General features: G+C 43.3%; 12 protein-coding genes. 7 read left to right on the forward strand and 5 right to left on the reverse strand.

Annotation, left to right across the window (positions count from 1 at the left end):
• On the reverse strand, window positions 1-599 hold a 599-nt coding region (locus AC805_RS02360), incomplete at its 3' end, for an IS5 family transposase (RefSeq protein ID WP_156341288.1).
• A 348-nt stretch (window positions 600-947) separates the two neighbouring features.
• Between AC805_RS02360 and dpdA the strand changes: the two genes are divergently transcribed.
• Both dpdA and AC805_RS02370 read left to right on the forward strand, forming a co-directional pair.
• Entirely contained in the window at window positions 948-3,056 is a 2,109-nt protein-coding gene (gene dpdA, locus AC805_RS02365) for a tRNA-guanine transglycosylase DpdA (protein ID WP_055073939.1), read from the forward strand.
• Between the two features lies 1 nt (window position 3,057).
• The gene (locus AC805_RS02370; RefSeq protein WP_055073940.1) at window positions 3,058-4,809 is read left to right on the forward strand and encodes a hypothetical protein; all 1,752 of its coding nucleotides are present in this window, start codon (window positions 3,058-3,060) and stop codon (window positions 4,807-4,809) included.
• Between the two features lie 7 nt (window positions 4,810-4,816).
• Here AC805_RS02370 and queD read toward each other — a convergent pair whose 3' ends face one another.
• From queD to AC805_RS02390, 4 genes are all read right to left on the reverse strand, one after another.
• Window positions 4,817-5,197 (reverse strand): 6-carboxytetrahydropterin synthase QueD, encoded by a 381-nt coding sequence (gene queD / locus AC805_RS02375; RefSeq protein WP_055073941.1) that lies wholly within the window; start codon window positions 5,195-5,197, stop codon window positions 4,817-4,819.
• 7 nt (window positions 5,198-5,204) lie between these two features.
• Window positions 5,205-5,915, reverse strand: a complete 711-nt coding sequence (locus tag AC805_RS02380; RefSeq protein WP_055073942.1) for a Uma2 family endonuclease — start codon at window positions 5,913-5,915, stop codon at window positions 5,205-5,207.
• A 56-nt stretch (window positions 5,916-5,971) separates the two neighbouring features.
• Entirely contained in the window at window positions 5,972-6,232 is a 261-nt protein-coding gene (locus tag AC805_RS02385; protein WP_055073943.1) for a DUF4926 domain-containing protein, read from the reverse strand.
• 93 nt (window positions 6,233-6,325) lie between these two features.
• Entirely contained in the window at window positions 6,326-6,814 is a 489-nt protein-coding gene (locus AC805_RS02390) for a hypothetical protein (protein WP_055073944.1), read from the reverse strand.
• Window positions 6,815-7,000: 186 nt separating this feature from the next.
• On the opposite strand from AC805_RS02390, the gene AC805_RS02395 reads away from it, so the two are divergent.
• Genes AC805_RS02395 through AC805_RS02415 form a run of 5 tightly spaced genes read left to right on the forward strand, consistent with a single transcriptional unit; the run spans window position 7,001 to window position 14,731 of the window.
• Window positions 7,001-9,388, forward strand: a complete 2,388-nt coding sequence (locus AC805_RS02395) for a DEAD/DEAH box helicase (RefSeq protein ID WP_055073945.1) — start codon at window positions 7,001-7,003, stop codon at window positions 9,386-9,388.
• Window positions 9,385-10,719 carry an AAA family ATPase gene (locus AC805_RS02400; protein ID WP_055073946.1) on the forward strand — a complete coding sequence of 445 codons (1,335 nt, stop codon included), beginning with the start codon at window positions 9,385-9,387 and terminating at the stop codon, window positions 10,717-10,719. The genes AC805_RS02395 and AC805_RS02400 overlap by 4 nt, the downstream gene beginning before the upstream one ends.
• Before the next feature lie 2 nt (window positions 10,720-10,721).
• The gene (locus tag AC805_RS02405; protein WP_055073947.1) at window positions 10,722-11,426 is read left to right on the forward strand and encodes an HNH endonuclease; all 705 of its coding nucleotides are present in this window, start codon (window positions 10,722-10,724) and stop codon (window positions 11,424-11,426) included.
• A complete protein-coding gene (locus tag AC805_RS02410; RefSeq protein ID WP_055073948.1) occupies window positions 11,423-12,334 on the forward strand; it encodes a tRNA-guanine transglycosylase in 912 nt (303 codons plus the stop codon). The genes AC805_RS02405 and AC805_RS02410 overlap by 4 nt, the downstream gene beginning before the upstream one ends.
• Window positions 12,335-12,385: 51 nt before the next feature.
• Window positions 12,386-14,731, forward strand: a complete 2,346-nt coding sequence (locus AC805_RS02415) for a DEAD/DEAH box helicase (protein WP_055073949.1) — start codon at window positions 12,386-12,388, stop codon at window positions 14,729-14,731.
• Window positions 14,732-14,857 lie beyond the last annotated feature (126 nt).

A 14,857-nucleotide genomic window follows, 5' to 3' on the forward strand; every position in this document is an offset into this window, starting at 1 on the left:
CCATAGTAGCTGATGTCATTTTTCTTTGTCCATCTTGCCTCGGTATCTTTCTGCTCCAGTTTATTAGGTTGCTCTTTCCAAGCTTCGGGTATTACGCCTTCTTTAATCAGCGCGTTTTCTTCTCGGCTATTTCTTTGTTTTGGTACGGGTATGATACTGGCATCAATAATCTGTCCTTTCTGTGCTCTATATCCGTTTTGGTTCAGTTGTTCCCCAAAGTGAGTAAACAACTTTTCTACAGCTTTCTTATTCGCTAGTTCGTTTTTAAATAGCCAGATTGTTTTCGCATCGGGGATGTCGTCCCCAATTCTCAATCCTAGAAATTCTTGGAAGCTTCTTCGGTCATAGATTTGATATTCGGTCTGGTCATCTGACAAGTTGTATTGCGTTTGCAGGATGATTATCTTCAACATCAGGATACGGTCAAATGGTTTTCTACCTCCTGTACTTTTCTTCTCTTTCCTCAATGCTTCATTCAGAATTGGCAGAAATGATGACCAGTCTATAATTTTGTTTAATTCTAATAGTGAATTTTTAAAGCTGCTGTGTTTTACTTCATATTTTTCAAAATCAAAAATATTTGTCTGCCTATCCTGCATTGCTTTTTAACCTCTTCTATCTCTTGATCATTGTACTATATGTCTATTCCAATTCCTCAAATCCCTTGCCCTGCCTATACCTGTTTTTAGAGATGCCCTTAAGTAAAATCAAACTTCACCTAATTCCCTACATGAGCGAACTGGTTTTTGACTAAGCGATCGCACAAAGCATCGTCAAGTTTGAGATTTTGTATAGCTAACACTTAGAGATCCGTAAGTGGCTAAATGATTCGCGTAGTCCTATTCAAAAAGTTGTTGAAATGATTAAAGGGCAGTGTAAGCTAAGAGGCTATGCCAAAATCTACAACAACTAAATACAAGCATCTGGACAACTATTGACCAATGAGTATGAAAAAAAATAATCAACCTCGCATCTTAGTGATTACTTCCTGTACGGGAGAAAAGGTTTTTAAGCCTGATGAGCAACTAGGGGTTAAGGACTTTGAGAATAGGACTCAACTTGCTATTGAGGAGAAGAAGCTGGCTCAATATATATGTTCTGCATCTGAAATGTATACGGGGATGCAGCATTTGCGGTTGATGGAGGGGATAGGTTTATTTCGTAAGTCTCTGGGGGAAAAGTCTATAGATGTGAATATTCTTTCTGCTGGTTATGGATTGATTGCTGAGGATCGGGCGATCGCACCCTATGAAGTGACTTTTAACAATATGAAGGGACATGAGGTTGATACTTGGTCAAAGCTGTTGGGAATTCGTGAAGACTTTGAAAAAGCGGTTCGAGATTACGATCTGGTATTTTTATTGTTGGGCGAAAACTATCTGCGATCGCTAAATCTCCCTGTTATTACTAGATCTGACCAAACATTTATTTTTCTTGCCTCGCAAAGTAGTAGGAAATGGATTAAGGGATTGGATGCGAAAACCTATATATTGGGGCTATCTAATGCTGATGCAAAGAAGTATAGCTATGGATTAGTTGGTTTAAAGGGATTTTTGTTTAAAAAGTTTGCTGAAGTGGTTGTGCAGCAACCAGAATTGCTAAGCAAGCTTTATGTAAAGCCTGAAGAGTTTGCACTTTTGCTGGAACCTAAGCAGGAAAATATTGACCAGTTGGAGTTGACGCTTGGTGTGCCTAGTGTGGCTGTAAAGTCGTCTAAGAAAAAGGGTAAGTCGGCGATCGCGGAAGGTGCTGAAGAGGAGGAGGAGAGTTCGGAGTTTTTGCCAATTCCTGATTTGCCCCCTGCACCGAATTTGCATTTGGGAATGAAGTATTTTATTCCTGAGTGGGATGATCATGTTGATCCGACTTATAATTTTTTGACGGATACGCTTACGCCCGATCGCGATCCCCATGAGGATGAGGTATATGCCCACGAAATTTATCCAACACCTAACTATGATGCGATCTTGGTGTCAAAGGTGGTTGTGGAGGCTAGTAAGAAGAAGCGGCAAAAAATTGAGGAGATTGGCATTCATGAGTTTATTCGCTTTCAAGGGGAGGTGATGGGGGACTGTGGGGCTTTTGGCTATATCAAGGAAGATGTGCCACCCTATAATACGATTGAGATTTTGGACTATTACGAGAAGCTAGGTTTTAACTATGGTGTGAGTATTGACCATTTGATTGTGGGACCTTTTGCGGAGGTGGGGGTGCGCGAGATGCGCTATGAACTGACGCTCAAGAATGCTCAGGAGTTTATTGAGCAGCATCGGTTAGGGGGATATACTTTTACGCCGATTGGGGCGGCGCAGGGTTGGAGTTCTGAGACCTATGCGGAGGCTGTGAAGCAGTTGATCGATATGGGTTATGACTATATTGCTTTGGGTGGTTTGGCTCGCGCCACGAGTAAAGAAATTATTGAGATTTTAAAAGCAATTCATCCACATTTACAGTCCCATGTGCGGATACATTTGTTTGGTGTGGCGAGAATTAGTGCGATTCCTGTATTGCGTCATTTAGGGGTGACGAGTTTTGATTCGGCGAGTCCGTTGCGTCGGGCTTGGTTAGGTTCGGGTGCGAATTATCATACGTTGGGAACTAAGATGTATAGTGCGGTGCGGATTCCGCCTGTGAGTCGGCATGGGGTCAGGATTAAGCGTGTGATTGAGGCGGGAGTCTCGGATAGTGAGACGTTGCAAAAGTTGGAGCAAAATTCTTTGCAATTGTTGAGGGAGTTTGATAAGGGTTTAAGGGGATTGGAGGAGACGCTCAATGTGTTGTTGGAGTATGATGCGCTTTTGGAGTTGCCGAGGGATGGTTTGGTTGATCCTGCTTTACAGGCAAAACGTTTGGATAAGCATAGGGAGATGTATGCGGATTTGTTAACGGATAAGCCTTGGCAGCATTGTGATTGTGTAATCTGTAAGGAGGTGGGTGTGGAGGTGATTATCTTTAGGGGTAACGATCGCAACCGTCGCCGAGGGTTTCATAATACTTTTGCTTTCTATAAGCGTTTTCAGGAGTTGTTGGCTTCTTTGCAAGGTAAGGATTCTTAATATGGCAAATGAAACGAGAGGAATTTTGTTTGAAACGATCGCTGAGGTGGCTTTGCGAAAGGCTGTCGTGATCGCAGGGATTGCGGGGGAGGTGCGATGGAATCAGAAGCCTGAAGGGATGAGTATTATTCCTGATTTTACGATTGGTGTTGATAATACTTGTCTTAGTCATGTAGTGCTAATTACTGCAAGTGGTTCAGCCAAAGAGACTGATAAAAAGTTTTGGCGAAATATGGGAGAACTTTACGAAGTTAAATCTCAAATTCAAGGTATCCCAAGTGTCATTAGTGTGTACTTTAAATCAGTTGTTAAAAAAGGTTTAGACGAAGTTACAGAAATGATCTGTGATGCCAACTTACATATTGAAGAAAGGTTTTATGCAAGAGTTCTAACTGATTGGGTACAAGTGCATCTAGGAATTGCTGGTAAAACGAGAGAAGAAAAACAATTGCTTCTATCTCATGGAATGAATTCTAATCCTCAACTTGCAGAATCTGTAGAGAGTTTAGCGCAAGATTTAGCAACTGCCTTGGGTCAAAAGAATCGAGAATTAGAACCGCTTTGGATTTTGATGCGAGAGGACTATGTGAAGCCGCACCATCCTCCTACAGCAAAGACTACAACCTTGCGGCGAGGATTAGGGAAGTTGTTGGTGTTAGAGCCAATTTTGCGGCAGATGGTCTATGCGGGTTACACAAAAACGACAGGGATTCCTAGCCAACACTTGCCAGAGTATGTATTTGATTTGGGATTTTTCAAAAAGACATTAGGCGGAGGAAAGCTCACAGATGATGAGATGAAAGGTGCGATCGATTTACTTGGGGCAGAAGCTTGTGAGGCAGTTTTACAAAAAGCTCCAGACTCGATGAATACTTGGATTAGTCCATTGCGAGATTTGGATCGAGTTGATACACACGTAGACTTTGTTTATCAACATTACAATAAAGTTACTGATCCGAAAGAATTAGAACGTTTACTCATTCAATGTTTTAACGATCCTGCTGGGTTGTCGGGTGCGGTGAATGATGAGAAAGTCTGGATCTTTGAAATTATGGTTTCGCTACTCAAAGCAAAATCTGGAAAGCTTCAGGGATATGGACTAGCGCAGTTAGCAGAAGATACAGGATTAGTTGAAACAGGAGAAGGTGCGCCTCTTGCTCGTTTCATTATTCCCAAATTTTCCCAACGTCAAGAAATGTTAGAAACTGAACACTTGAAAATGCTTGCACAAGGCTTAGCTAAACGTTTTAAGCAAAACATTGCTTATGCAGATATTCCTGCTCTAAAACTAAAAGTTGAAGATTGGGTTATCAAAGAGAATCTAGAAGATCGACTGATTCCCTATCGCAACTTTGAACCATTACTGTGGTTACTAGAGACTGAACTAGACAAACAGAGTAAACCCTACGCTAAGAAGATTCCCTATGAGGGTTGGGTGAATGAATATGCCAATGTGGGCAAAAAAAGTGCAACCACTCCATTTGTAAAAGTTGGTACGACACTCATTCACTGGAAAAGTAGCTATGCTAGTCATCCCAACGACAAAACCAAAGAACTCTCAGCGAGAGCAAGAAGCATAAAATATCAATACCATCCCACAACCAAAACCTTCTCGCGTCGCCAAGGAGTAGATCGTCTTGCCCTAATTGTTGATGGTGACTGGAAAGACAATCATCTCCAAACTCTTGCTAATTCTGGATGGGACATCATCGTTTATCCTGACGATATCGACAAATTGGTGAATAGCTTATAGAAACTAACTAAGCTTCAGCTTCACCAAAATATATGCAACTTGACGTGCAGGTTTCCTGAATCTCCACAGAATACAAACCCTCTAGCCCATCTTGTTTCAGGTAATTGAAAATCCATCTAGCCAACTCCTCACTAGTTGGATTTTCTAGCCCAGTCGATTCATTGAGGTAATGGTGATCGAGATAGCGATCACACATTGGTTCTAAATACTTTTTGATAATTCCATAATCTAGAACCATACCCACCTGCGAACCCTCAGATTTGAGGGAATCGCTTTTGATCGAGACTTTCCCCACAAAAGAATGACCATGCAACCTTTGACACTTACCATCGTGATGCGGGAGCCTATGCGCCGCCTCAAATCGAAATTCCTTAGAAATTATCCACATATAAAACTTAATCCAGATCGGGATCGATACCCATTGAGCGTAACTTAGCAGCAAGGCGATCGGCTTTTTCTGTACCAGTCGGCAGAACCTTCCCTTGGCGATCGCACCACCGCAACCACCGATCCTGCTTGCTCTCATACATCCCTTCCCATAGGCGTAAACCCAGCCCAATCTGCTCTAACCACACAATTGATAACTGCTCTGAAATCTCAATTGGTTCTAACAAAGCATAAACACCACCACGCAACTCAAATACTTGCAAAAGTTCTGTACTGAGTTGTTGCGTCGGATCGAAAGCAACATAGTAATCAATGCCAATCTCAGCATAAAGCGATCGCTTACTCGTCAGCTCATTCCCCTTACGATTGGAGACGATCTCAATCGCCACATCAGGAGGCTTGCCCACTACCCAAATAAAATACGAACGATTACGCTTGTCATAAAAATCCCGTTCGATCTCGACATCCAAACTCAAGAACACATCAGGAACTAAAGGCGGCTGACCCTCAGCATAAAACACACCGATATCTGCACCAGCGAGAAATTTGCGAGGGGAAATCTTTTTTGCCCAAGCTCCATAAAGCACTTCTACCAGTAATCGCCGCAATTCATCTGTGAAAAAATTATCCACATGCGTATCATTCTCCGTTTCAATATCAGTAAGATTTAGAGGCTCGATCTCCTCTGGGGCGAGAAAAACTTTGACTGCTTGTACCATAGAGTTAACCTCTTCTGTCCGATCTTTAGTTTACTCGTCTGCCAATAATCTTAGTTTTAGGCAGCAACAAGCTCATACTGAAGCACAATAAACTCATTCGCTTTTAAGTATGCCATCGCATATTCACATCCATAGGAATCCGCAAACTCAACTAAGTAGTAATTTTCATTATCTTTTGGGCGTATTTCCACAATTGTTCCCACTAAACCACTGGGCAAATAAGAAGCTGATTGATAATCCGATTCAAGCAGTGTAAGCTTTTCCGCAGGGATAGGTTTAAGAATAGCCACAGGATCGAATAACTTTTTAGTATTCATTGTTCTATCGCCTCACAAAAGCAGTGATTAGGTAATTTCATACTGGGTTAGTTTTGGCTAAGGGTATTATTACCTGTTTTGTTTGCTGATAGTTTACTCCTCCGCCAATAACTTTGCGAGAGCAGGGAAAAGCCGATCTAACTCGCGATCGCTAATATTTTTAATGCGATCGCACAACCAAGCTTTTTGTGAATTCAAATCAATAGGACTGAGAGATAGAAATAGAGGACACTCTTCGAGATTCTTTGACATAGGCACGCTAAAAAATTTATGTAAAGCCTTCTTATGCTTACGTTCTGGGATAGCTCCCTTTTTCCAATCTGAGATTGCCCCAGAAGTAATTTTGAGTAAAGCTGCCAGTTCTTGCTGTTGACCATGCTTGAGGTGATTTTTGATTAAAAACAACACATTTTGTTGCCAGATATCTTTGCCACTTTCCGCGAGCAGATCGCTAAAAATTAACTCTTGATCGCTTCGATTAGTTGCCAGTGCGATCGCTTGCAATTCAGAAGCAGACAGCCTTGTACCCCGCAATAACTGCTGCGCTCTTGCCTCACTGCATCCTGCCCATCCAGACAGCACCGCAACCCAGTTTTACTGCGGAACTTGAAGATCCCACAGTAAAAAACATAGATTTTGAGACAAATCTTGCATAAAACTTAGCTTGCTACGCTTGCTACTTTAAAAGTTAGTAAAGTTTTTTAGCTTTTAAATGTTATAAACACTAAAAGTTTATAGATTAACTTAAAGTCAGTCAGCTAAATAACCATGCCCGTCACCCTAGAAAGGCAGCAATCAAATAGTACAATCACTGTACAGCAGCAAATCCTCGATAGCGGCATTTTGACATCGGGATTTAGTTGTATTTTGCAAATGCCCACAGGTAGCGGCAAAACATGGTTAGCAGAACAAGCGATCGCCCACACGATCGCTAGAGGCAAAAGAGCAATCTACCTTGCTCCGCTCAAAGCTTTGGCATCAGAACTAACGACAAAATGGCAAACCACCTTTGCGCCTCATCTTGTTGGGGTATTTACGGGAGACTATGAAAACAGTAACTATCCCGTGCCTTACGAAAAAGCGCAACTGATGGTAATGACTCCTGAAAAGTTTGATGCTTGTACCCGCAACTGGCGATCGCATTGGAATTGGATTCCTGATGTCGATCTGGTGGTGGTGGATGAGTTTCACTTACTAGGCGATCGCCATCGTGGAGCAAAGCTAGAAGCTGCCTTAATGCGATTTTTGCGTTTAAATCCCTTTGTCAGGATTGTGGGATTGTCGGCAACCTTGGGCAATCGCCGAGAGCTTGCCGACTGGTTAAATGGGGTCGAGTTTTACGCTAGCGATCGCCCCATTCCTCTGACTTGGAAAATCGCTCATTACAAACGCGCCCAAGACAAACCAGAGCTACTAATCCGCGAACTTGAGCGCAATTTGGCAGTGGGTGGCAAAAGTCTAGTTTTTGTCCAAAGTCGTCGTCGCGCCGAGTTCCTATCCAAACTATTGCAAGAACGCGATTGGCAAGTTGCCCATCACCACGCAGGACTAGAAAAGCAAGACCGCAAAGCGATCGAGCAAAATTTTCGTAATGGCAAATTAGAAGTTCTGGTAGCAACGGCAACCTTAGAAATGGGACTTAACCTACCTGCCAGACAGGTAATTCTCTATGACCTGCAAGGGTTTGACGGAATCGACTTTGTGCCGCTACAGGTGAATAGTGTGTGGCAGAGAGCAGGACGAGCAGGACGATTGGGACTCGATCTCGAAGGTGAAGTCGTATTGTTAAGTCCCTCTTGGGATAGTCATGCCGATCAGTATCCCCAAGGCAAATTTGAGCCGATTAAGTCTGGCTTAGCAAATGTGAATGCTCTCGCAGAACAGGTAATTACAGAAGTTGCCAGCGGCTTATGTCGCACGGTGACACAACTGCAAGGCGTATTTGGGCGATCGCTTGCGGCAAAACAAGGGACTTTGCCCTCGGTCGAGAAAGTCGTGAGAGATATGCTAAAAGCCAGAATGCTGGAGGAATGGAAATCCGATGAACGCATCTATCTCAAATCCACCAAACTAGGCTATGTAGCGATGCGCCATCTCCTATCGCCCCAGACCGTCTTGCTATGGGTGCGAGTCTTGCGATCGCCTTTGCAGTTAAACTTTTTCGATCTGATCTTGCTAGTGGCAAGTTGTCCCGACTATCAGCCTCTCATCCCTGTCGATTACGAGCAGCTTGAAGATCTAGGCGCAACTCTCTCCAAAGAACCATCGGTTTTGCTGGGATGGGAACGCTCAAAACTGCGATCGCTTTTGGGAATTGACGGCAAACAACTCTTAGCAGCAATTCACACGGCTTTAATTGCAAGGGACTGGACGAGATCAGGTGATGGAGTGGCGATCGCTGAAGCAAGAGGTTGCTATGCCTTTGAGGTGGAATGTGTTCGCGACGCAATGCAGAGATTGTTATTAGCGATGGCGAATATCTGTACGACGATCCAATCTCCAGATTTTGAAGATCCTGAAGCAATCCCTTTGGCAGAAAAAGTCAAAGTATTAGAGCGCATGATCTCTGGTGGCTTAGATGAAAGCACTGTAACCCTGACATCAGTTTCAGGTATTGGCGCAAAATTTGCTAAACGTCTCAAGGAATTGGGTATTCACGACCTTGAGGATTTAGCACTTACAGAGTCCTCGGAAGTTAGCGCTGAGGGGATATCTCAGAAACGCTTACAGAAGTGGATTGATGCGGCGAATGAAATGGTAGGCGATCGCTTTTCGGCTTTTCGCTATCGAGAAGAAAGTACAACTAATACGATTGTCTCTAATACTTTCCCTGATGCGATCGATCCTTACCGCTTACGACGAGCCTTAGAATTGCGGGTTACGGGTAATGAAGGTAATGTTTATCGGGTGGTTGGTGGTCTAGATCCGCATCTGGTCACTTGTCATCAGAATATTTATGACTGTGATTGTCCTGATGCAGCTAAGGGTAATGTTTGTAAGCATATTCTGGCAGTCCGCATTTTTCGCCATGACCAGTTTTTGCTAAGCTCATTAAAAAGTATTAAGCAATCAACCGAGGGGCTTGACCTCAAGGGGTTGTGGTATGACTACCCATCTGATGTAAGCAATAAGGCGATCGCGCGAGGACTAACATGAAAATCCGCCAACTCGAACTAAAGAATTTTCGGTGTTTTGATCAAACAACCTTTGAGTTTTCCGATCAATTCAATGTCTTCATTGGCGATAACGGTACTGGTAAATCTGCCATTCTTGATGCCTTAGCAATTGGTGTAGGAAGCTTTTTCTTGGGGATTGACAGCATCAACTCACGCAATATTTTTAAAGATGAAGTTCGACATATTGTAAATACAGAAAATGAAACACCAACATTAACTGCCGTTTTACCATGTGTTGTATCTTGCAAAGGCTATTTTGAGGATATCCAAGAACTATCATGGTCAAGAGAATTAAGAATTCATGGAGGGAAGACAACCCGTGAAGGAGCTAAAGAAATAACAAAATATGCGAGAGATTTACAAATTAAGAGTCAGATAAGAGATATACAACAAGCATCCATTCGTAAGCAAGAAAAAGATAATCGCAGAGTTCTCTTACCTGTGATTTCCTACTATGGTACGGGTCGCCTTTGGATTCAACGTAGAGAAACAGTTGTTGAGACATTATCTCCAAATTCTAGATTTCGCGGATATGAGAATTGTCTTAGCAACTCGTATGAACTAAAGAAGCTAATCAGATGGTTTAAAACGCAAGAATTTGCATCTTTACAAAAACAAAAGACTATAGGTGTTCTATCCGCAGTCAAAGAAGCAATTAAAACTTGTATGGATGATTGGGAAGATGTAAGGTTTGATGTACATCTAGATGAGCTAGTCGCGACATCCAAAAATGGCAAAACTCTACCATTTCGGATGTTAAGTGATGGTGTGCGTAACATGATTGGGATGGTTGCTGATATTGCATATCGTTCAGCAGTGCTAAATCCTCATCTAGAAACTGATGCTCCAAAAGAAACTCAAGGTGTAGTTCTCATTGATGAAATTGATTTACATCTTCATCCTAATTGGCAACGTCGAGTTGTTGACGACTTAAAGCGTACATTTCCCAAAATTCAGTTTTTTGCAACTACTCATTCTGAACATATCATTCAATCTTTGAGAGAAGGCGAACTAATTGATCTCAATAGTCCTGAATCTATACCCGAAGCAGAATATGAGAATAAAAGCATAGAAGATATTGCTGAAAATATCATGCACGTTCCTAATCCTTATCGAAGTGAGCGTTATCAAAACATGATGGAAGTTGCACAAAAATACTATCAGATTTTGCAAGAAGTTAATGGAGCTACATCTGAGGAAGCTGAACGCTTGAAAGTACAACTAGATGAATTAATAGAACCATTCAGCGATAACGTTGCGTATCATGCTTTTCTGCAAATGAAGCGTGCAGCTATGCTTGATGAGGAATAAAGATGAGACCAGTGAATCGTGGTAAAACACCAACTAACCCCATCACATCTGAAGAAATCATATTTCGTCATTATAAAGAAGCTAAACCCTATTTAGTTGAACGTATTGGTTGTTATTGTTCATTTTGCGAAAAGCGGCTTACTCAACTTCTTGAAGTAGAACATATTTTGCCTAAGTCTTTAAACCCCGATCTTGAGTTTGCATGGGATAATTTTCTCTTGTCATGTAAGACTTGTAACACTATCAAGGGAAAGACAGAGACAAATCGCAATGATTTTTACTGGGTTGATTGTGATAATACATTTCTAGCTTTTGATTATCCCAGTAATTCTAGTGAAATACTTATTAGTGGAAATTTAACCGATGCACAGAAAGCTATTGCATTAAGAACTTTAGATTTAATTGGCTTAAATCGTCGTCCAGGTTATCCCAAACTTACACCTGCTGATACTCGTTGGAGAGAACGATTAGATATATGGGGAATTGCTCAAGAATCGTTTAAAGATTTACAAGCCAATGACACAGAAAATATGCGTCGGCAAATTGTCCGCACTGCTCTAGGTCATGGATTTTGGTCAATTTGGATGACTGTATTTAAAGATGATTCTGATATGCGGCAACGCTTCATTACAGAATTTTTGGGAACTTGCCGAGATTGCTTTGATGCTGATGGAAAACCAATTCCTCGGTTAGGAGGCAATCTATGAACGCAACACGAACATTACAGACCCGCAAAGGCGTGATCTCATTTCCAGCCTATATCCCTGTCACAACTTTTGGGCAGAAATATCCGCTCGATAACTTAATCCGTCCTTATTTGCCGAGACTTGCTCCCGCAGTGATGGTCAGCCATTACTATGCCAAACAAATGACTGCGGCTCAGTTGCCTAACTTGCCGATGTTAGTTGATTCGGGAGGATTTGCGGCTCTATTTGAGAATGCCAAGATCGTCAAACGCGATCGCTTAGGCATATTAGAGATCAAAAACGCTGAAACTGATGAAGTAGAGGTGATCCACCCTAAAGCTGTATTAGAGTTTCAAGAGCAGGTTGCAGATGTTGCCTTTACCCTCGATTTTCCGATTCCGCCTAAGTTAGACAAAAAGGAAGCAAAACGAAGACAGGAACTAACGATCGCCAACGCACTATGGGCAATTAACAACCGTCGTCGGCGCGATCTGCCGCTTTATGCTTGCGTACAGGGTTGGGATATAAAGTCGACGAGAGCCTGTGCTAAAGCGTATACCTGTCAAGGATTTGAGGGTATTGCCATCGGTGGACTAGTGCCGCGATCGCAGGATTTACCTTTAGTTTTGGCGATCGTAGAAGCGGTTCGAGAAGAGATTGGAGACTTGCCTCTACATGTTTTTGGATTAGGTAAACCTGAATTAGTTAAGGAACTTTTTCGAGTTGGTGTGGATTCGGTGGATAGTAGTTCCTACGTGAAGTATGCTGCCGATGGTAAGCTGTGGAGCAATCCTAGTTTGACCTTGATTGAACCGACTCCTACTGATCGCTTGCATTTAGCACTTCATAACTTAGCAACGGCAACGGGAGCTACTTTACCTTTAGCAGCATCTGAGCAGTTATTAGGCTTGTTTCGTTCTTTGAGATAGGGGTTGTGATCCTCAACTCTCAAGGAAATTAGAAAATTAATTGTGCGACAAATGCAACAAATTTTTTGCGGTAAATCAGGTGATTCCTTGAGTCCTAGTAATGCTGATTGGCAATCCCTCAATCTCGATCCAGTTTGGCAAAAGGCGATCGCTATCTTAGCTCCCAATACAACTCCCCGACAGGTGCAGATACAGGCTTTGGGAGAGATGCGAGTTTTAGAATCGCGCCGCAATCTGATTGTTTCATCTCCGACCAATAGCGGCAAAAGTTTGGTGGGTTTGCTAGTTCTCTTAGAGGCAATCCATAGCGATCGTCGAGCGATTTTGATTGAGCCACTAAGGGCTTTAGCTAGAGAGAAAGTGGATGAATTAGAACTCACGGCTAAGCGATTAAGTAAGGTCTTCGGGAAAAAGATAGCAGTGCGGATTTCGACAGGAGACTATCGCATTGAAAGTGAGTTTCCGAGCGATCCGCCTGTAGGTGGTGAAATTATTGTGGCGACTCCTGAGCGGCTGGAAGCACTTTTGCGAAATCCTGCTCATGGTCAGTGGCTGTCAACGATTGGGGCTGTATGTGTTGATGAGGCGCATCTGATTGGTTCCAAACACAGAGGAGCAACTCTGGAGTGCTTAATCACTTCTCTATTATGTTTACCGATGCCACCGAGATTGGTTTTGCTATCGGCAACCTTGGGCAATCCTGAGAAGTTGCAAGCTTGGCTTAGCCCTTGCGATATGGTGTCGGTAGCAAAAAGACAACCTCCTCTTGCCAAATGGGTATTGGCATTGGAGAAGGAAGAGGATGCTAATATTATTGTGGCAGATTGGCTGGAGAAGCATTTGCAAACGCATGAGTCACAAGCTTTAGTTTTTGTCTATCAAACCAAATCAGCAGAAAAGCTAGCGACATTTTTACAAACGGAACGGAAGATTGGTGCGATCGCTTACCATGCCAAGATGAGTCAAACCCAGAGAGAAAAGTCTCGGCAACAGTTTGTGACGGGTGAGGCGAAGGTAATTGTGACGACTACAGCTTTGGCGATGGGGATTAATTTGCCTGCGACCCATGTGTTAGTTAGGGACAGCACTTTTCCGATGGAAGGTGCTGTGAGCATTGCCGATCTGTTGCAGATGATGGGTCGCGCAGGACGAGGTAATCGTGAAGGTGTGTCTGCCGTTGTGGTGCGTGAGGGTGAGGGTTGGACAGCAGAGACGCTCACCACAGCTTTGCAGAGTGAAGAATTACCTGCGATCGCATCGGTATTTGAGCAAGATCGAAAAATTGGCTTCAAGAAAAATGTTGATCGGGAGAGGGGAAAGACCGCACCCACGGCAACGGCTTTTTTAGCGTCTTTGTTGTCTCGATGGGATGATGAGGGGGCAACGCTGGCTCAACTGCAAGCATTTTTTGGGCGATCGCTAGGCGGACAACAATTAGTGAGTCAAGTACCGATCGCCTTGCGTTGGTTAGAGGGGCAAACCCTTGCCTATGGCGATCCAGAGTTAAAGACCTATCGCCTCACTGTGTTAGGTAAAAAGGCAACCTTAGCAGTGCTACCTTTACCTGTGGCTTCTGCCTTTGGGCAATTAATTCGCGACTTACTGACGGTCGATCCTGCGGACGAGTTGTTGCAAGAGTGGCGATCGCTTGATTTTTTACTTTTGCTGTATTTGCTATCCGAGCGATCGCCACTCTTGCGTAGGTATAGTGTGAAGTTGGTGGAAGCGGTTGATAGTTGGTGTGAGGCTAATCCAAATTTGGTTCCATTGTTGTTTCGCAAGTGGATGCAGGGCAAGGTGGGATTTTCTAAAGCAAATGAGGTTTTAGGCTCACTGGGGCTATATCCGCCGAAGTCGGGAAAGTCGGGGGATGAGTGGGCAGTAAAGCTATGTTACTCAGCGATGTTTCATGCGATCGTGCTGTGGGAAAGGTCGCAGGGTTGCCGTATGACGGATATCGAGCGACGATTTAAAGTGGAGGGTTTGGAGGGAATTGAGGAACGTTGGCGGGATGAGTTGTTGTGGTTGTTGTCGGGGATCGCCAAGTTGTTGGATGTGCGGACGTTTTACTATCATTTGCGGGAGGAATGTCGGGCGGATAGCGATCGCATCAAATTAGTAAAACGTTGTTTTGCGATGATGGAGATGCAGGTTTACGAGTTGATGGAACATCTGAAGTATTGTTCTCCTTTAGGGGTAATGTTATGCGAAATGCGCCGACTTGCTCCGCAAGGGAAGCTAAAAATTGGGGTGCGATCGATTCGGAAGTTGGAGGAGTCGGGAATTGAGAGTTTGAAGGATTTGGCAAGGTTGAGTGTTGAGGAGCTTGTGGGGTTGGGTATTCAGTGCAGGGTGGCGGAACGGTTAAAGGGTTATGCTCGCAAGCGAAGTTTGTAATCTAGTGGCATGGGTTGAGAGTGTAAAGTAATCTGTGTAAAGTCTGGGATATATACAGAGAGATAATCTAGACACACAATTATCAACACTAAAACCGATGAATATACGCAAAGAATTGGTAGACGA

This window comes from Pseudanabaena sp. 'Roaring Creek' (assembly GCF_001402795.1).
GTDB lineage: Bacteria > Cyanobacteriota > Cyanobacteriia > Pseudanabaenales > Pseudanabaenaceae > Pseudanabaena.